General features: G+C 73.1%; 16 protein-coding genes and 1 riboswitch. Of the genes, 11 read left to right on the top strand and 5 right to left on the bottom strand.

The features are described 5' to 3' along the window. Window positions 1–271 precede the first annotated feature (271 nt). Together OG293_RS28350 and OG293_RS28345 are read left to right on the top strand one after the other, a co-directional pair. Window positions 272–1162, top strand: coding sequence for a neutral zinc metallopeptidase (locus tag OG293_RS28350; RefSeq protein ID WP_406001613.1), 891 nt, complete (start codon window positions 272–274; stop codon window positions 1160–1162). An 82-nt stretch (window positions 1163–1244) separates the two neighbouring features. Then, window positions 1245–1649: a VOC family protein gene (locus tag OG293_RS28345; protein WP_406001612.1), complete on the top strand. Its 405-nt coding sequence runs from the start codon at window positions 1245–1247 to the stop codon at window positions 1647–1649. 97 nt (window positions 1650–1746) lie between these two features. On the opposite strand, the gene OG293_RS28340 is transcribed toward OG293_RS28345, so the two are convergent. The 3 genes from OG293_RS28340 to OG293_RS28330 all read right to left on the bottom strand — a co-directional run bounded on the left by OG293_RS28340 (window position 1747) and on the right by OG293_RS28330 (window position 5492). After that, window positions 1747–3204, bottom strand: coding sequence for a hypothetical protein (locus OG293_RS28340; protein WP_406001611.1), 1458 nt, complete (start codon window positions 3202–3204; stop codon window positions 1747–1749). 126 nt (window positions 3205–3330) lie between these two features. Next, the gene (locus tag OG293_RS28335) at window positions 3331–4458 is read right to left on the bottom strand and encodes an alpha/beta hydrolase (protein WP_406001610.1); all 1128 of its coding nucleotides are present in this window, start codon (window positions 4456–4458) and stop codon (window positions 3331–3333) included. 371 nt (window positions 4459–4829) lie between these two features. Further along, window positions 4830–5492 carry a class II aldolase/adducin family protein gene (locus tag OG293_RS28330; RefSeq protein ID WP_406001609.1) on the bottom strand — a complete coding sequence of 221 codons (663 nt, stop codon included), beginning with the start codon at window positions 5490–5492 and terminating at the stop codon, window positions 4830–4832. Between the two features lie 225 nt (window positions 5493–5717). Here OG293_RS28330 and OG293_RS28325 point away from each other — a divergent pair, with 225 nt between their 5' ends. The 7 genes from OG293_RS28325 to OG293_RS28295 all read left to right on the top strand — a co-directional run bounded on the left by OG293_RS28325 (window position 5718) and on the right by OG293_RS28295 (window position 14153). After that, on the top strand, window positions 5718–6968 hold the full coding sequence (locus OG293_RS28325) for an anion permease (RefSeq protein ID WP_406001608.1): 1251 nt from the start codon (window positions 5718–5720) through the stop codon (window positions 6966–6968). Between the two features lie 12 nt (window positions 6969–6980). Further along, window positions 6981–7202 (top strand): hypothetical protein, encoded by a 222-nt coding sequence (locus OG293_RS28320; RefSeq protein WP_406001607.1) that lies wholly within the window; start codon window positions 6981–6983, stop codon window positions 7200–7202. A gap of 147 nt (window positions 7203–7349) precedes the next feature. Beyond that, window positions 7350–7487, top strand: a riboswitch (cobalamin riboswitch). A gap of 104 nt (window positions 7488–7591) precedes the next feature. After that, the gene (locus tag OG293_RS28315) at window positions 7592–8557 is read left to right on the top strand and encodes a cobalamin biosynthesis protein (RefSeq protein ID WP_406001606.1); all 966 of its coding nucleotides are present in this window, start codon (window positions 7592–7594) and stop codon (window positions 8555–8557) included. Continuing rightward, window positions 8554–10083 (top strand): cobyric acid synthase, encoded by a 1530-nt coding sequence (locus OG293_RS28310; protein ID WP_406001605.1) that lies wholly within the window; start codon window positions 8554–8556, stop codon window positions 10081–10083. The genes OG293_RS28315 and OG293_RS28310 overlap by 4 nt, the downstream gene beginning before the upstream one ends. Before the next feature lie 40 nt (window positions 10084–10123). Next, window positions 10124–12202 carry a putative cobaltochelatase gene (locus OG293_RS28305; protein ID WP_406001604.1) on the top strand — a complete coding sequence of 693 codons (2079 nt, stop codon included), beginning with the start codon at window positions 10124–10126 and terminating at the stop codon, window positions 12200–12202. Continuing rightward, the gene (cobO, locus tag OG293_RS28300; RefSeq protein WP_406001603.1) at window positions 12202–12810 is read left to right on the top strand and encodes a cob(I)yrinic acid a,c-diamide adenosyltransferase; all 609 of its coding nucleotides are present in this window, start codon (window positions 12202–12204) and stop codon (window positions 12808–12810) included. The genes OG293_RS28305 and cobO overlap by 1 nt, the downstream gene beginning before the upstream one ends. Beyond that, window positions 12804–14153 (top strand): cobyrinate a,c-diamide synthase, encoded by a 1350-nt coding sequence (locus OG293_RS28295; RefSeq protein ID WP_406001602.1) that lies wholly within the window; start codon window positions 12804–12806, stop codon window positions 14151–14153. The genes cobO and OG293_RS28295 overlap by 7 nt, the downstream gene beginning before the upstream one ends. 5 nt (window positions 14154–14158) lie before the next feature. On the opposite strand, the gene OG293_RS28290 is transcribed toward OG293_RS28295, so the two are convergent. Next, window positions 14159–14878 carry a ZIP family metal transporter gene (locus tag OG293_RS28290; protein ID WP_406001601.1) on the bottom strand — a complete coding sequence of 240 codons (720 nt, stop codon included), beginning with the start codon at window positions 14876–14878 and terminating at the stop codon, window positions 14159–14161. Window positions 14879–14995: 117 nt separating this feature from the next. On the opposite strand from OG293_RS28290, the gene OG293_RS28285 reads away from it, so the two are divergent. Then, entirely contained in the window at window positions 14996–15526 is a 531-nt protein-coding gene (locus OG293_RS28285) for a cobalamin biosynthesis protein (RefSeq protein ID WP_406001600.1), read from the top strand. Between the two features lie 69 nt (window positions 15527–15595). Beyond that, entirely contained in the window at window positions 15596–16651 is a 1056-nt protein-coding gene (cobC, locus tag OG293_RS28280; RefSeq protein ID WP_406001599.1) for an Rv2231c family pyridoxal phosphate-dependent protein CobC, read from the top strand. 95 nt (window positions 16652–16746) lie between these two features. Here cobC and OG293_RS28275 read toward each other — a convergent pair whose 3' ends face one another. Beyond that, window positions 16747–17658 carry an SCO1860 family LAETG-anchored protein gene (locus OG293_RS28275; RefSeq protein ID WP_406001598.1) on the bottom strand — a complete coding sequence of 304 codons (912 nt, stop codon included), beginning with the start codon at window positions 17656–17658 and terminating at the stop codon, window positions 16747–16749. Window positions 17659–17770: the final 112 nt, after the last annotated feature.

Below are 17770 nucleotides of genomic sequence, written 5' to 3'. Positions count from 1 at the left end.
GACGCCGCCTAATGCGCAAGGAGAATTGCCATACGGGCCAGTCTAGCGGGACCGTGCAAGTGGTTTTGCGTCGGCTTCGGAGCTGCCGGCCGGGGTCGACGGCCGCCCGAAGCGCTCCGGCGGGGCGCTCTCGGGGCACCGCCACGGCACCGGCAGGGCACGGTCGAGGCAGCGTCAGGGCAGGCGGCAAAAGGGGCAGTACGGTCCGCACTGATCGATACTCGGCCCAGGGCGGCGGGCTGCCACCGCCGTGGAGCGGAGGTGGTGGCCCGTGCAGTTCGACGACGACGCCGATCTGGACACTTCCGAGGTCCAGGATGTGCGCGGCAGTCGCGTCCCCGGCGGCAGGGCCACCGTCGGCGGCGGCATCGTCGGCCTCATCGCGCTGGTCATGGGGCTGCTCTTCGGCGTGGGACCCGAGCAGCTCGGACTGTCGTCGGGCGACCCGGCCCCGGTCGCGGCCTCCTCCTCGCAGGCGCAGGTGAATCAGGCGTGCAGGACGGGCGCGGACGCGAACACCCGGGAGGACTGCCGGATCGTCGCGGTGGTCAACAGCGTGCAGGACTTCTGGCGGGCGGAGTTCGCGCGCCGTCAGGGGCGCTACCCCGACGCGCCCACGGTGATGTTCACGGGCCGGGTCGGTACGGCGTGCGGGACCGCGACCTCGGCGGTCGGGCCGTTCTACTGCCCCACCGACCGGAAGGTCCATCTGGATCTCGGCTTCTTCGACGAACTGCGGACCACGTTCGGGGCGAGCGGGGGACCGTTCGCCCAGGCCTATGTGGTGGCCCATGAGTACGGACACCATCTGCAGAACCTGATGGGCACGCTCCAGCGCGCACAGGACGGGCGGCAGGGCGCCAACAGCAACGCGGTGAGAGTGGAGCTCCAGGCCGACTGCTACGCGGGGGTGTGGGCGCGCCACGCGACGACCACCCGAGACGAGAAGACGGGGCGACCGCTGCTGAGGACACTGACGCGGCAGGACATCAGGGACGGCCTGGACGCGGCGGCGGCGGTCGGCGACGACCGGATCCAGGAGAGCTTCCAGGGGCGGGTGACTCCGGAGACCTGGACACACGGCTCGGCCGCGCAGCGCCGGCAGTGGTTCACCACCGGTTTCCGCACGGGCGACGTGGCCGCGTGCAACACCTTCGGCTGAGTGTCTGCGGGAGTGTCAGTGGCGGCTGCCAGACTGAGACACAGATCACATCCCTGTCGTCGAGCCTGAAGGAGTGATCGAGATGACTCAGTCACCGAGCATCTGTCCCACGCTGGTGTACGCGGACGCGAAAGCCGCGATCAAGCAGCTCACCGAGGCATTCGGCTTCACCGAGCACGCGGTGTACGAGGACGAGTCGGGCGCGGTGATGCACGCCGAGCTGTCCTTCGGCAACGGCATGGTGATGCTCGGCAGCAAGGGGACCGGCAGCGAGTTCGACAAGCTGATGGAGGGCGGCGGGCCGACCGGGGTGTTCGTCCATGTCGACGATGTCGACGCGCACCACGGCAGGGCGGTGGAGCACGGCGCGGACATCGTGATGCCGCCGACCGACCAGGACTACGGCGCGCGGGACTACATGGCGCGGGACATCGAGGGCAACGTCTGGAGCTTCGGCACGTATGCGCCCGGGGCGGAGGGGTCCTAGGTGTTCTGTCCGGGGAGGTTGTGGACAGGTGAGCGGTCCCCGCCGCCGGGCCGGCCCGTCTTCGAGCCCGACCGGCGCCGCAGGACCGCCTGCCGGGTCACGAGCCTCCGGTGTGCACCTGGAACGCTGCCCGGCGCACGGCTTTGGCAAGGGCCGGGTCGGGGTGCGCGGCGGCCAGGGCGACCAGGACCTGGACGGTGCGGGGGTGGCCCCCGGCCCGGACCGCGTCGAGCAGAGCGGGCACGGTGCCTTGGACCGCCGAGTCGAGATGGCGCAGCAGCAGTTGGGGCTCGCCGTGGTCGGCCACGGCCGCCGCGGTGTCCACCCAGAGCCAGGTCGCTTCCTCCCGGGTGAGGACGTCCGCGGCGTCCTCGGGGTCCGCGCCCTCGTACTCGGCGAGCCAGAGCAGGACGTAGGGGCGCAAGGAGGGCTCGTCGACGGCGGCTCGGACCTCGGGCTCGGCAGGGGCGCCGACGACCCGCAGGGCCTCGAAGGCGAGCCCACGCAGCAGTGCGTCCTCGCCCCGGGCGACGGCGAGCAGTTCGGTGACCGCGCCGGAGACCGTCCGGGCGGCGAGCCACGCGCGGTACTCGACCCGCGCGGGGCCGGGGGTGAGGCGGGCGCAGCCGCGCAGCATGTCCTCGGCGGACTGCTCGATATTGCCCGCGGGGCTCTGGGCGGCGACGCAGATCTGCTCCAGCTTGACCCAGACCGCCCAGTTGCCGAGGGGAGTCAGGGTGGCGGACCGGCCCTGGTCGAGGGTAAGGGCCCCGACGGCGGACAGGCCCTGAAGGGCCCAGGCGAGGAGGAGGGAGACAGGTACGTCGGCTCCACCGCCGGAGTCGGCGGGCACGGCAGCGGAGTCGGTACCCGAAGCGGCACCCGACTCGGCGTCCGGCTCAGGACCCGACTCGGCGTCCGACTGCGGGCCGTAGGGGACCTCGCACCGCTCCTCGCGCAGCTCCGCCACGCGCTGCTGGAGCAGGTCGAGCAGCACCGGCACGAGCACGGGTCCGGCCGACAGCTGAAGGAGGGAGAGCACCTGGGGCACGGCCTCGACAACCTCCGCCACCGCGGTCGGCGCGATGTCGTCGGGGGCCGGGTGGACCAGCGACCAGGCGTCGAAGAGGGCGACCCAGCCGCGCAGGACGGCCATGTCGTCGCGGTCCCAGGCGCGCAGGCGCCAGCCGGGGCGGGCCGTGTCGCCGTGCAGCTCGACCAGACCGGCGAGACGGGCCCGGTCCCAGCCCGCGCGGACCTGGAGCGGGGTCAACTCCAATGCGACAGCGGCTCGTTCCTGCGTGCGGTCCGTGAGCTGTGCTGTGCTGGGGTCCCGCTCGACGGCGGCCCAGCGGGCGATGCGTACGGCGTCGGCGAGGACCACCCTCGCCTGGCGGGCCAGTTCCGAGGGGGCGGGAGTGCCCTCGGGCGGCCGGGGGGCCGGACGGGTACGCCGGGTCGTCACTGCCCGCCGTGCGGTGGCCAGCGATCGCGGGCGGACAAGACGGAGTCTGGAGTTGCGCGCCAATTGCTCATCAGGCTTTCGGGACGTCACAGGGAGCAGTCTTCCCGCTGACAGCCCGAAAGCCCAAACGGAACCTGGTCGGCCCGCTGATCGACTCGCCCGCCGGGCGGTGCGCGGGGCGAGCGGGGCCGCGCCCGGGCGTCGGATCGGGGGGCGCTACATCAAGGGGGTGAGGAAGCGTCGCAGGGCTTCCTCGTACCGCTGCGGGCCGGCGTTCCACATCGCGGCGTGCGGGGCGTTGCGGACGGTGTTCAGGCTGATCAGATCGGGGCGCCGGGAAGCGAGTTCGCGGGAGAGCTGCCAGGAGGCGAGCGAGTCCTCCGGGCCGTGGAAGATCAGCGTCGGCACCCGCATGGCCCCCGGGTCCGCGGCTTCCAGAAGCCGGTCGCCGTGCAGTCCGGTCCTGCCCTGGGCAGCCCTGACGGCAAGGGGCAGCAGGGGCGTGGGCGCGCCAAGGGCGGCGGCGAGGCTGCGCAGGGTGCCCTCCCAGTCCAGCACCGGGGAGTCCAGGACGAGGCCGCTGATCCGGTCGCGCAGCGCGGAGTTGGCCGCGGCGTGCAGTGCCATCGAGGCGCCGGTGGACCAGCCGTGCACAACCACGTGCTCGGCTCCGTGGCTCACCGCGAAGCGGATGGCGGCGTCCAGGTCACGCCATTCGGAGTCGCCGAGGTGGCAGAGGCCGTCGGGGGAAGCGGGGGCGCCGGGGTCTCCCCGGTAGCCGAGGTTGAGCACCGGGAGCTGCTGGCGGTGCAGGAACGGCAGGAGGTTCAGCGGGTGCTCCCGGGTGGTGCCCAGGCCGTGGACCGTGATGACCCAGGTCTCGCGGGCGCCGGGCACGAACCATGCGGGCAGGGCACCGAGTTCGCCGGGAATGTCGACATCACGGTGGTCGAGGCCCAGTGCGGTCGCCGGGTCTCCCCGGTGGAGCTGGGGCGTGAGCCGTACCCGCATGCGAGGTTCCAGGCTGCCGAGGACGACCCGTTCCAGCCGGCGTACGACGGTGTCGGCGGAGTGCTCGACCCCGTCGATGACGGGGCCGATGACGGCGTGGACGTCGTCGCTCTCGATTCCGTACGTGCCCGGGCGCTGGGTGGCGAGGCTGCGGGTGAGTGTCACATGGCCCTCGGCCGCGGCGTGCACGGTGGGCCGGGGGTCGCCGGGCAGCGGCCTTCTCGGCCGCGCCTTGAGCGCGACGTCGCTTGCGTAGCGGCCGGCCGCTATGGCGGCCGCGCCGACGCCGATCACTGTGGTGACGGCTGCTGCCGTCGCGATAACCGGGCGCACCAGTCCAGTGTCGGCACCCGCGGGCCGCCCTGCCAGTGGACGGCCGCCGCCGGTGCCCTCGGGGGCACCCCGGCCGCCGGAAGTCACCGAGGGGCGCAGACGCGGCGGGGTCGCGGTGCTCCGCGGAACGCCGGCGTCACCCGAGCGCCCGCCCGACGTGACCGGCGACCCCTGTCGCCCGAGCGCCCGCCCGACGTGACCGGCGACCCCTGTCGCCCGAGCCCACCCCCACGCGACCGGCGACCCGTGTGCCCGAGCCCACCCCCACGCGACCGGCGACCCGTGTGCCCGAGCCCACCCCCACGCGACCGGCGACCCGTGTGCCCGAGCCCACCCCCACGCGACCGGCGACCCGTGTGCCCGAGCGCGGCTCAGCCGCGCTGGCCGTAGCCGCTGAGCTTCTCGCCCGCCTCGCGCAGCTGCGCGGCGGAGAGCAGGCTCGGCGCGCGCCCGGGCACCGACGCGGCGGTCAGCCAGAGCCGGCACATCCACTCCAGCTGGGCGGTGCGGTCGTAGGCCTGGTCGAGGCTGTCGCCGTACGCGACGGTTCCGTGGTTCTGGAGCAGACAGGCGGTGCGCCCGCGCAGGGCGCCGAGCATGTTCGCGGCCAGCTCCTGGGTTCCGTACAGGGCGTAGGGGGCGACGCGGACGCTCCCGCCGAGGGCCGCGGCCATGTAGTGGACGGGCGGGAGCTCGGGGACGAGGGTGGAGACCGCGGTGGCGTGCACGGCGTGGGTATGGACGACCGCGCCCGCGCCGGTGTGACGGTAGACCTCCAGATGCAGCGGCAGCTCACTGGTGGGGGCCAGGTCGCCGAGAAGCTGCCTGCCGTCGAGTCCGACCCCGATCGCGTCCCCGGGCGTGAGCCGCTCGTAGGGCACTCCGCTCGGGGTGACCAGGACCAGCTCGCCGACCCGCACCGAGACATTGCCCGACGTGCCCACCACCAGGCCCTCCGCCGCCGTCCTGCGGGCGGTGGCCACGAGGTCCTGCCACGCCTTCTCGATCACTTCCTGTCGCACCTGATCGGTCATGCGCCGATCCTGTCAGGCGGGGACGGAATGCCACAGGGCGGATGGATGATGGAGATCACTTGAATCACCATAAATACGGCATTTCCCCGACGCCATCGCGGCCGTCACAAGCGGAGCGAGGAATCCTCACCCGAGGACACTCCAGAGCCGATCACAGTTCATCTTCCGTTCACCCAGGTTAACTACGTTCGCCGGGCCACTGACGTCAAACGATTGCCTGGGTAAATGGAACACATCACCTTGCTGCTCGCGATTGTGATCGTGACAGCGCTCGTGTTCGATTTCACGAACGGTTTCCACGACACCGCCAACGCGATGGCGACGACCATCTCGACCGGCGCTCTGAAGCCCAAGACGGCGGTGGCCATGTCCGCCGCGCTCAACCTTGTCGGGGCGTTCCTGTCCGTGGAGGTCGCCAAGACGATCTCCAGCGGGATCGTCACCGAGTCAGGCATCACCCCCGAAGTCATCTTCGCGGCGCTCGTCGGCGCCATCCTCTGGAATCTGCTGACCTGGCTGATCGGTCTGCCCTCCAGTTCCTCGCACGCCCTGATGGGCGGACTGATCGGCGCCACCGTCGCCTCGGTCGGCGTCAGTGGGGTCAACGGCGGCACGGTCGTCACCAAGGTTCTGATCCCCGCGATCGCCGCTCCTCTGGTGGCGGGCCTCGCCGCGTTCCTGGCCTCCCGGCTCACGTACAAGATCGGCAAGAACGCCGACGAGAAGGCCACCGCGAAGGGCTACCGCTCCGGCCAGATCGCCTCGGCGGGCCTGGTCTCCCTCGCCCACGGCACCAACGACGCCCAGAAGACGATGGGCATCATCACGCTGGCGCTCGTCGCCGGGGGCGTGCTCTCGCCCGGCTCCAACCCTCCCCTGTGGGTCATCCTCTCGGCCGGACTCGCGATCGCGATGGGCACCTACCTCGGCGGCTGGCGCATCATCCGCACCATGGGCAAAGGCCTCACCGACCTCCAGCCGCAGCAGGGCTTCGCCGCCCAGACCAGCGCCGCCAGCGTCATCCTGGCCTCCTCCAACCTCGGCTTCTCGCTGTCGACCACGCACTCCTGCTCCGGCGCCGTGATGGGCGCGGGACTGGGCCGCAAGGGCGGTGTGGTCCGCTGGTCGACCGCCACCCGGATGTTCGTCGCGTGGGGCCTGACCCTGCCGGCCGCCGGGCTGGTGGCCGCGGGCTCGGAGTTCGTGACCAAGCAGGGCGGTTGGGGTGTTGCGGTGGTCGCCGCGTTCCTGATCGGCGCCTGCGCGGCGATCTGGCTCGTCTCGCGCCGCCAGGTCGTCGACCACACCAACGTCAACGAGGCGGACGCCGACGCCGAGCCCGCCGGTGTCGTGACGGCCGCGATCGCCGCCGTCTCCCCGCCGCCGGTCGGCACGCCCGCGCAGGATCTCAAGACGACCATCTCGGCTCCGGCCCCCGCGGCCGACTCCGAGCCGCCCCAGCCGGCCACGGTGTAAGGACAGATCAGCATGAACATCGACTGGGCAGCACTCGGCTCCGTCTTCGGCGTGAGCCTCGTGGCCACGGTGGCTCTCGTGAGCCTGTTCACCCTCGGCGTGGTGGGCATGACCAAGCAGGAGTCCGCCGCCGCGCAGGGCGGCTCCGCGGCGCTCGCACGCACCGGCGCGTACGCCTGCTTCGCGCTGTGCGCCGGGGCCGTGGCGTACGGCATCTATCTGATCGTCACCTGAGGGCGCGCCTTCACCACCCGTCCCACCAGCCGGGCCGGTCACCCCTCCCGGGGCGGCCGGCCCGGCGTGTGTGCCGCAGCACACTCTCCCTTCGCAGGTCAAAGGCAAGTTGACGGCCGTTCTCGCAGCGTGGTGGACTGCCGAGGCCATCTGGGACATGTCGTGGGAGACACGTCCCTGGGCGGCAGAAGAGGAAGCCGGTGCGAATCCGGCGCGGTCCCGCCACTGTCACGGAGGAGCACTCCTCCGGAAGCCAGGAACTCTCGCCGCCCGTCACGTCGAACCAGGGCGCGGACACCCTGAGTGAGGACATATCGCCATGCCCGGCTGCGGTTCACTTCCTGCTGTGAGTACGAAGGCCCTACCAGGCGGAACGCCGGCCTGAACCGATGCGTGCCGACCGTGAATTCGTGTACGGCGCCGCCGCCGGCCTCGCCGGTGACCTGCTTCTCGGTGACCCTCGCCGGGGACATCCGGTCGCCGCGTTCGGGCGGGCCGCGTCGCGTGTCGAGCGTGCACTGTGGCGAAACCACCGGGGCTGGGGTGCGCTGCACACCGCCGTGTGCGCCGGGGGCGCCGTCGCTGCCGCCGCGCTTCTCGGCCGCGCCCTGCGGGGCCGCCCCGCCGCTTCCGTCGCGCTGAACGCCGCCGCCACGTGGGCCGTCGTCGGCGGCACCTCGCTCGGCCGGGAGGCGCGGACCATCGGCGGCGCACTCGCCGCCGGGGACGTGGACGCGGCCCGGGAGCGGCTGCCGCATCTGTGCGGGCGTGATCCGCACTCCCTGGACGAACAGCAGATCGCCCGAGCCGTGGTGGAGTCCGTCGCCGAGAACACCTCCGACGCGGTGGTGGGCGCCCTGGTCTGGGGCGCGCTCGCGGGTGTCCCCGGCCTCGTCGGTTTCCGCGCGGTCAACACCCTGGACGCGATGGTGGGGCACAAGTCGCCCCGCTACCGGCGGTTCGGCTGGGCCTCGGCCCGCGTCGACGATGTGGCCGGCTGGCCGGGCGCCCGGCTCACCGCCGCTCTCGCTGTGCTCGCGGGCGAGGACGCGCGCGGGGCGGTGCGCTCTTGGCGGAACGACGCGAAGAAGCATCCGAGCCCCAACGCGGGACCGGTGGAGGCCGCGTTCGCGGGGGCGCTCGGCGTACGGCTCGGCGGCACCCTCTCGTACGGCGGACGTGTTGAGCACCGGCCGGTGCTCAACAGCGGGGGCCGCCCGGTGGAGTTCGGGGACATCGAACGCGCCGTGCGGCTCTCCCGCCGCGTCGGCTGGCTGACTCTGGCGACCTGCGCGGCGGGCCGCGTCGCGGGGCACGCGCTGCGCGCGCGGCGCGCCGGAAAGGGGCGGGGATGAGCAGGCGCAGGGGCGGCGGACTGCTGGTCGCGGGGACCACGTCGGATGCCGGAAAGAGCGTCGTCACGGCCGGGATCTGCCGCTGGCTGGTGCGGCAGGGGGTGAAGGTCGCGCCCTTCAAGGGACAGAACATGTCGCTCAACTCGTTCGTGACGCGCGAGGGCGCGGAGATCGGGCGGGCGCAGGCCATGCAGGCGCGGGCCGCGCGCGTGGAGCCGAGCGCGCTGATGAACCCGGTGCTGCTCAAGCCCGGCAGCGACCGTTCCAGCCAGGTCGTGCTGATGGGAAAGCCGGTCGGTGAGCTGAGCGCCCGTGGCTACCACGGCGGACGCCAGGAGGCCCTGCTCGGCACCGTCCTGGAGTGCCTGGAGGAACTGCGGGGCACGTATGAAGCCGTGATCTGCGAGGGGGCGGGCAGTCCGGCCGAGATCAATCTGCGGCGCACGGACATCGTGAACATGGGCATCGCGCGGGCCGCACGGCTGCCGGTGCTGGTGGTCGGCGACATTGACCGAGGCGGCGTGTTCGCCTCGTTCTTCGGTACGACGGCGCTCCTCGCCCCCGAGGACCAGGAGCTGATCGCGGGTTACCTGGTCAACAAGTTCCGCGGCGATGTGTCGCTCCTCGAACCGGGCCTGGAGATGCTGCACGGGCTCACCGGTCGGCGCACCTACGGGGTGCTGCCGTACGCGCACGGTCTCGGCATCGACGAGGAGGACGGGCTGCGCGTCTCGCTGCGCGGGGCCGTACGCGAGTCGGTGGTCGCGCCCCCGGTCGGCGAGGACGTGCTGCGCGTCGCCGTGTGCGCCGTGCCGCTGATGTCGAACTTCACGGACGTGGACGCGCTGGCCGCCGAGCCGGGCGTCGTCGTGCGGTTCGTGGACCGGGCCGAGGAACTGACCGACGCCGACCTGGTGGTCGTGCCCGGCACCCGGGGCACGGTCAGGGCACTCGAATGGCTGCGCGAGCGCGGTCTGGCCGCGGCTCTGGCACGCCGGGCCGCCGAGGGGCGGCCTGTGCTCGGCATCTGCGGCGGCTTCCAGGCGCTGTCCGAACAGATCGACGACGAGGTCGAGTCGAAGGCGGGACGGGTCCCCGGGCTCGGACTGCTGCCCGTACGCGTACGGTTCGCGGTCGACAAGACGCTGGCCCGCCCGGTCGGCGACGCGCTCGGAGAGACGGTCGAGGGCTACGAGATCCACCACGGGGTCGCCGACGTGCTCGGCGGGGACCCTTTTCTGGACGGCTGCCGGGTCGGCTCGGTATGGGGCACCCACTGGCACGGCTCGCTGGAGAGCGACGGCTTCCGCAGGGCTTTCCTGCGCGAGGTGGCGTCGGCCGCCGGCCGGCGTTTCGTACCGGCACCCGGCACCTGCTTCGACGCGCTGCGCGAGGAGCAGCTGGACCGGCTCGGCGATCTGATCGAGGAGTACGCCGACACGGACGCCCTGTGGCGTCTCGTCGAGTCGGGGGCCCCCGCCGGCCTTCCGTTCATCCCGCCCGGAGCGCCCGGAGGCTCGTCATGAGCACCGGCAGGCCGGCGGACACCGTCGTCAAGGAGGCGTTGTGAGTACCCCGTATCCCTTCACCGCGATCGTGGGGCAGGACGACCTGCGGCTCGCGCTGCTGCTGAACGCCGTCTCCCCGGCGGTCGGCGGTGTGCTCGTACGCGGTGAGAAGGGGACCGCCAAGTCGACCGCGGTGCGCGCCCTTTCCACGCTGATTCCCGAGGTCGCGGTGGTCTCCGGGTGCCGGTTCTCCTGCGACCCCGGCCTTCCGGACCCGGCGTGCCCCGACGGTCCGCACGAGCCCGGGGGCGGTCTCGCGCGGGCCGCCCGGACCGTCGAGCTGCCGGTCGGCGCCTCCGAGGACCGTCTTGTCGGCGCGCTCGACATCGAACGGGCGCTGGCCGAGGGTGTGAAGGCCTTCGAGCCGGGGCTGCTCGCCGAAGCGCACCGCGGGATTCTCTACGTCGACGAAGTGAATCTGCTCCACGACCACTTGGTGGACCTGCTCCTCGACGCGGCGGCCATGGGCGCCTCGTACGTCGAGCGTGAGGGCGTCTCGGTGCGGCACGCCGCGCGCTTCCTGCTGGTGGGCACCATGAACCCCGAAGAGGGCGAGCTGCGGCCTCAGTTGCTGGACCGCTTCGGGCTCACCGTCGAGGTCGCCGCCTCCCGCGAGCCCGACCAGCGGGTGGAGGTGGTCCGGCGGCGGCTCGCGTACGACGACGATCCGGCCGCCTTCGCCGGGCGCTGGGCGGAGACCGAGGCGGCCCTGCGGGAGCGGATCGTGGCCGCGCGGGCGCTGCTTGGCGGGGTCCGGCTCGGGGACGGCGCGCTGCGGCAGATCGCGGCGACCTGCGCGGCCTTCGAGGTGGACGGCATGCGCGCGGACATCGTGATGGCGCGCACGGCGACGGCGCTGGCCGCGTGGGCGGGGCGCGCGGACGTCACGTCCGAGGACGTGCGCCAGGCAGCCCTGCTGGCGCTCCCCCACCGTCGTCGGCGCAACCCCTTCGACGCTCCGGGGCTGGACGAGGACAAGCTCGACGAGACGCTGGAGGAGTTCGGCGACGACGACCCGGAGCCGGACCCGGGTCCGGAGGGGCCCGGGTCCGGCGGTGGGCAGCCGCCGCAGGACGGCCCCGGCACACCGCCGGATGCCGGCGGCGGCCAGGACGACCCTTCCGTGCCGCCGCAGGAGGCCCCGCTGCCACCGGCTCCGGTCGGCGCCGAGCAGCAGGCCGTACGAGCCGCGGAGCCGTTCCGTACGAAGATGCTGACCGTGCCCGGTCTCGGCGAGGGCGCGGCCGGGCGCAGGTCCCGGGCGCGGACCGAGCACGGCCGGACGACGGGTGCCCGGCGTCCCCGGGGGGCGCTCACCAAGCTGCACCTGGCGGCGACCGTGCAGGCGGCGGCGCCGCACCAGCGGGCGCGGGGACGCAGCGGGCGCGGTCTTGTGGTCCGGCGCGACGATCTGCGCCAGGCCACGCGTGAGGGGCGTGAGGGAAACCTCGTGCTGTTCGTGGTGGACGCGTCGGGGTCGATGGCCGCCCGGCAACGGATGAGCGCGGTCAAGGGCGCGGTCCTTTCGCTGCTGCTCGACGCGTACCAGCGACGCGACAAGGTCGGGCTGATCACCTTCCGCGGCAAGGAGGCGGAGGTGGCCCTGCCGCCGACGTCTTCGGTGGACGCGGCGGCGGCCCGGCTCGAACTGCTTCCGACCGGCGGCCGTACGCCGCTGGCCGCCGGGCTGCTGAAGGCGCACGACGTCCTGCGCGTGGAGCGGATGCGCGATCCGGCGCGCCGCCCGCTGCTGGTCGTGGTGACGGACGGCCGCGCGACGGCGGCCGGGAGCCAGGCGGGCACCACCCGGTCCGGGGCCGCCGGCCCCGGCGGACGGGTACGCGTCCCGGGGGCGCACGGCGATGCCGTCGCCCTCGCGTCGCGGGCCGCCCGGCTGCATGCCGCCGAGGGCACCGCCGCCGTTGTCGTGGACTGCGAGTCGGGGCCGGTGCGCCTCGGGCTCGCCGGGGAACTCGCACGTGATCTCGGCGGCACCGCCGTCACCCTGGACGAGCTGCGCGCCGACAGCATCGCCGGGCTTGTCAGGGACGTCACCGCAACCGGAAGGGCCGCCTGATGCCGCAGGGACAGCCGACCATCGTGCCCAGGGACGGACTCACCACCCGCCAGCGCCGAAACCGGCCGCTGGTGATGGTCCACACGGGCATCGGCAAGGGGAAGTCGACAGCCGCCTTCGGGATGGCGCTGCGCGCCTGGAACCAGGGCTGGCCGATCGGGGTGTTCCAGTTCGTCAAGTCCGCGAAGTGGAAGGTCGGCGAGGAGAACGCGCTCAAGGTGCTCGGCGCGAGCGGCGAGGGCGGCACGGTCGACTGGCACAAGATGGGCGAGGGCTGGTCGTGGATCCAGCGTGCTCCCGCGGAGGGCGAGCTCTCCAACGAGGACAAGGCGCGCGAGGGCTGGGAGCAGGTCAAGCGCGATCTGGCCGCGGAGAGCTACAAGCTGTACGTCCTCGACGAGTTCGCCTATCCGATGCACTGGGGCTGGGTGGACCCCGCAGAGGTGGTCCAGGTGCTGCGGGAGCGTCCCGGCCACCAGCATGTGGTGATCACGGGCCGCAACGCGCCCGCGGAGCTGGTCGACTTCGCCGACCTCGTCACCGACATGTCCAAGGTCAAGCACCCGATGGACGCGGGTCAGAAGGGCCAGCGGGGCATCGAGTGGTAGCACGTCTCGTCATCGCCGCTCCGGCCTCCGGCAGCGGCAAGACCACCGTCGCGACGGGCCTGATGGCGGCCTTCGTCGCGGCGGGGCTCACCGTGTCCCCGCACAAGGTCGGCCCGGACTACATCGACCCGGGCTACCACTCGCTGGCGACGGGCCGCCCGGGACGCAATCTGGACGCGTACATGTGCGGTACGGAGCTGGTCGCACCGCTGTTCGCACACGGTTCGGCGGGCTGCGACCTGGCCGTGGTCGAGGGTGTGATGGGGCTGTACGACGGTGCCGCGGGCGCGGGCGAGCTGGCGTCCACGGCCCAGGTGGCGAAGCTGCTCCGGGCGCCGGTGGTGCTGGTGGTGGACGCCTCGTCCCAGTCACGGTCGGTGGCGGCGCTCGTGCACGGCTTCGCCTCGTGGGATCCGCTGGTACGGATCGGGGGCGTGATCCTGAACAAGGTCGCCTCCGACCGTCACGAGGCGCTGCTGCGGGAGGCGCTGGAGGAGTCGGGCGTCCCGGTCATGGGCGTCCTGCGCCGGGCCCCGGCGGTCGGGACGCCGAGCCGGCACCTGGGGCTCGTCCCGGTGGCGGAGCGGCGCACGGACGCGGTGGGCTCGGTGGCGGAGATGGCGGAGGTGGTGCGCCAGGGGTGCGACCTTCCGGCTCTGCTGACGCTGGCGCGGTCGGCTCCGGGGCTGCCGGACGAGCCGTGGACGCCGATGGCTGTCCGCGGCGGTCCCGTGTCGCGGGCCCGTCCTGTCGTCGCCGTCGCGGGCGGCCCCGCTTTCACGTTCTCGTACGCCGAGAACACCGAGCTCCTGACCGCCGCGGGCGCCGATGTGGTGACCTTCGATCCGCTGCGGGACGAACAGCTGCCCGACGGCACCGCGGGCCTGGTCGTCGGCGGCGGCTTCCCGGAGATGTACGCGCCCGAGCTGTCCGCCAACGAGCCGCTCCGCAAGGCCGTCGCCGAGCTGGCGCTCTCCGGGGCTCCCGTGGCGGCTGAGTGTGCCGGGCTGCTGTATCTCGCGCGCACGCTGGACGGGCAGCCGATGTGTGGTGTGCTCGACGCCAAGGCGCGGATGACGGAGCGGCTGACGCTCGGCTACCGCGAGGCCGTCGCGGTGAGCGACAGCGCGCTCGCGGCGGTCGGCACGCGTCTGCGTGGCCACGAGTTCCATCGCACCGCCGTCGAACCGGGCGCCGGTCCGGCCCCCGCGTGGGGAATGCATCTGCCCGAGCGGCGGGTGGAGGGATTCGTGCAGCGGGGCGTGCACGCGAGCTATCTGCACACCCACTGGGCCGCCGAGCCCGGTGTGGCCCGCAGATTCGTGGAGCGGTGCGCGCGGTGAGCACCTCACTGTCCGAGGCCCACCACCAGCCAGATGAAGCCCACTCCCCCGGCCGTGCACAGGAGGGTGGAGCGGGCCGGGTGCGTGTGGTGGGCCTCCGGAAGGATCTCGGCCGCGGCGAGATAGAGCAGGGCTCCGCCGAAGAACCCCAGGTAGCTGCCGAGGAGTTCCGGTGGAATCGTGAACAGCAGGGTGGACGCGGCTCCGACCACGGGCGCCAGCGCGTCGGCCACGAGCATCGCGATCGCCTTGCCGCGGGTGTTCCCGTACAGGCTGGTGATCGTGTACGTGTTGAAGCCGTCGGCGAAGTCATGGGTGATGACGGCGAGGGCCACGGTCGCGCCCATGCCGCCGCCGACCTGGAAGGCCGCGCCGATCGCGATGCCGTCCATCAGGCTGTGGCCCACCATGGCGGCGGCGGCCGTCAGCCCCACCTGCGGCATGCGCTCGTCGGCGCCGTGTGCCGCCTGCCGGACGGCCAGCAGCCGTTCGACCAGGTGCGCGACGAGGAAGCCGCCGACGAACAGAAGCAGTGCCTGCGGCACCCCGAACACCTTCTCGCCCGCCGCCTCCAGGGCTTCCGGCAACAGATCCAGGCCGACGACGCCGAGCATCAGCCCGCCGGCCAGGCCCAGCACGAGGTGGCGGCGGTCGGTGACGCGTTGCGCCGTCCAGCCGCCGAACAGCGTCATCAAAAACGCGCCGAGCGCGACGAACACCGCCATGCGCCCTTGCTAGCGGATCGGCCCGACTCTGTGTACGTCCGGAAGCCAGAGCCACCCGAATGGCAGGCTCCGGACGGCACCGCGCCGCTCGTCGTGGGGGTCGGGGCGTCCCGGGGCGTGTCCGTCGAGGAGGTGCTCGGGCTCGTCGTGACGACGCTGCGGGAGGCGGGACTCGCGGTACGGAGGGTGAGGGCGCTGGCGACCGTCGACACCAAGGCGGACGAGCCGGGCCTTGTGGAGACGGCCCGGCGGCTGGGCGTGCCGCTGGTGTGCCACCCCGCCGAGCGCCTCGCCGGGATCGCCGTGCCGAACCCGTCCGCGGCTCCGGCCGCCGCCCTGGGCACGCCGTCGGTCGCCGAAGCCGCGGCGCTCGCCGAGGGCGGGGAGCTCCTGGTGCCCAAGCGTGCCTCGCGGCCCGCAAAGGGGCCCTCCAGGGCCACGTGCGCCGTGGCCCGTACCGCACAGCGGACGGACGGATCCGGCCGTGTGAGCGCACGGGGCGGAGTGGATCCGGCCACGGTGGACATGATGTCCGTCGTGACGGCCGGCGCCACGGCCACCAGGGCGAATCCCCGCACCACTCTCGCCTCGGTCCTCGCCCAGCGCGAAGCTCGGCCGTGCCACCCCCACTTCAAGGAGTACCCGTGACAACCCCCCTCACCGATACCGCCGACGGTCACAGAACCCGCGTCGGTCTTCCACGCCACCACAGCTGCCATGCACACGCACACTGACCCACACGACCTGCGTCACCACGGTGACGCGGAGGTACTGGACGTCGCTCTCACCGACCTCGCGGTCAATGTCCGCACCGGGACTCCGCCCGAGTGGCTCCGGGAGCGCATCGCCGCGTCGCTGAGCGGGCTCGCCACCTATCCCGACGGGCGGGCGGCCCGGGAGGCGGTCGCGCAGCGGCACGGTCTGCCGGTGGAGCGGGTCCTGCTGACCGCCGGGGCGGCCGAGGCCTTCGTACTGCTGGCCCGTGGCTTGCCGGTGCGTCACCCTCTCGTCGTGCACCCGCAGTTCACGGAGCCCGAGGCGGCCCTGCGGGACGCGGGGCACCGGGTGGCCCGGCTGCTGCTGCGGGAGGAGGACGGTTTCCGGCTGGACCCGGGTGCCGTGCCCGAGGAGGCGGACCTGGTGGTGATCGGCAATCCCACCAACCCGACGTCCGTGCTGCATTCGGCCGGGGCCATCGCGGCGCTGGCCCGTCCGGGGCGGCTGCTGGTGGTCGACGAGGCCTTCATGGATGCCGTGCCGGACGAGCCGGAGGCGCTGGCGGGCCGGACCGACATCCCAGGCCTGGTGGTGCTGCGCAGCCTCACCAAGACCTGGGGACTTGCCGGTCTGCGCATCGGTTACGTACTGGCCGAGCCGCAGACGGTGACGGCACTGCAGCGGGCCCAGCCGCTGTGGCCGGTGTCGACTCCGGCGCTGGCGGCGGCCGAGGCGTGCATGGAGCCGTCCGCGCTCAAGGAGGCCACGCAGGCGGCGCTGCTGATGGCGGCGGAGCGGACCCATCTGCTGGCGGGACTGGCGGAGTTCGACGAGGTACGGGTGGTCTCGGCCGCCGAGGGCCCGTTCGTCCTGGTCCATGTCCGGCGCGGCGCCGAGGTGCGGGAGCGGCTGCGCTCGCTGGGCTTCGCGGCCCGCCGCGGCGACACGTTCCCGGGGCTCGGTCCGGGCTGGCTGCGCCTGGCGGTACGGGACAGGGTGACGACCAACCGCTTTCTGCAGGCGCTGGACCAGGCTCTGACGATGGTCGGCGAGTAGACCGTCCCCGACGCGGCCGGACGTGCTCCCAGGAGCACGTCCGGCCGTCGTCGCGACCGGTTCGCGGCTGTTCCCGGTCAGCGCCGGGTGCCCGGTCAGTCGCGGGCGCGGACGCGGGCCAGCACCATCGCGCCGCCCCCGACTGCGAGCAACAGCGCCGCCCCGCCCACCACATAGGACGTCGCTCCGCTGCCGCCGGTCGCGGCCAGGTCCTCCTTGGCCTCCTCGGCGCCGGACTGCGCCTCGACGACGGAGCCGGGCACGGTGGACGGCTCCTGCTCGACGGGCGCCTCGGGCGCCTCGCATGTCGCCTCCGCGAGGGTGACCGTGCCGCCCACCTCGGCGACGTTCAGTTTGAGCGGGTTCACCGAGACCTTGAGCTCCAGCGCGGTGGCCGCGGCGGTGCGGGACGTGGTGCGCGTCTTCGACAGATCGAGCGTCACCTCGCCGACTCCGGGCACCTCGACCCGGGTGGTGCCGCCGGTGGTGAGCGTGGTCCGCTCGCCGAGCACGGAGACACGGCCCAGCAGATTCGATTCGGCGACGGGCTGCTTCCCCGCCTCGCAGACCGCCTTGGACGTGACCTGCTCGACTTCGACGAGGGAGAGCAGCGGAAGGCCGGGCACATGGACGCGCGCATGGGCGAGATTGCTGTACCCCTCGGCCCGCTGCCGGTCGGCGGTCGCTTTCGCGGTGGCCACGTCGGCGCGCAGCACCTGGAACGGCCTGCCCCGGTCGACGCCGTCCAACCGCACGCTCAGCGCGGTCTTCTCGGCGCTCGCGGGCGCCTGGACCTCGTTGAGCGTGGCTTTGAGCGGGACGTCGACGGTCTTGTCGAGCAGGGACACACCCAGCCCGGTACGGAGCACGACCGCGCCGGCCCTTCCCTCACCGCCCCCGGTGGCGTGCGCCGGGGCGGCCAGGAGCACGGGTCCCGCGACCAGTGCGGCGGCGGCTGTCGCTGCGGCACAGCGGCGTGCGGGCATGCGGAAGGCGTTGCTGTTCACGGCAGTGGAACCCCCACGGGAGACACGGCGCTGCCGGCCGTCCCACGGGGACTCGGGGACGGCGGCGGCTTGAGACACCGGAATCTTTACGCACCAAGAGTGAACCGACAGA

It is taken from the genome of Streptomyces sp. NBC_00829, assembly GCF_045161795.1.
In the GTDB taxonomy this organism is placed as follows: domain Bacteria; phylum Actinomycetota; class Actinomycetes; order Streptomycetales; family Streptomycetaceae; genus Streptomyces.
Note: the sequence above shows the minus strand (reverse complement) of the source record. Positions and strands in the feature narration are given on the sequence as shown.

Coding starts and splice junctions, on each gene's coding strand:
- OG293_RS28315 (WP_406001606.1), top strand. CDS start 7,592: ATGCGTGCCGACCGTGAATTCGTGTACGGCGCCGCCGCCGGCCTCGCC.
- OG293_RS28290 (WP_406001601.1), bottom strand. CDS start 14,878: ATGGCGGTGTTCGTCGCGCTCGGCGCGTTTTTGATGACGCTGTTCGGC.
- cobC (WP_406001599.1), top strand. CDS start 15,596: ATGCACACGCACACTGACCCACACGACCTGCGTCACCACGGTGACGCG.
- OG293_RS28320 (WP_406001607.1), top strand. CDS start 6,981: ATGAACATCGACTGGGCAGCACTCGGCTCCGTCTTCGGCGTGAGCCTC.
- OG293_RS28345 (WP_406001612.1), top strand. CDS start 1,245: ATGACTCAGTCACCGAGCATCTGTCCCACGCTGGTGTACGCGGACGCG.
- OG293_RS28325 (WP_406001608.1), top strand. CDS start 5,718: ATGGAACACATCACCTTGCTGCTCGCGATTGTGATCGTGACAGCGCTC.
- OG293_RS28310 (WP_406001605.1), top strand. CDS start 8,554: ATGAGCAGGCGCAGGGGCGGCGGACTGCTGGTCGCGGGGACCACGTCG.
- OG293_RS28330 (WP_406001609.1), bottom strand. CDS start 5,492: ATGACCGATCAGGTGCGACAGGAAGTGATCGAGAAGGCGTGGCAGGAC.
- cobO (WP_406001603.1), top strand. CDS start 12,202: ATGCCGCAGGGACAGCCGACCATCGTGCCCAGGGACGGACTCACCACC.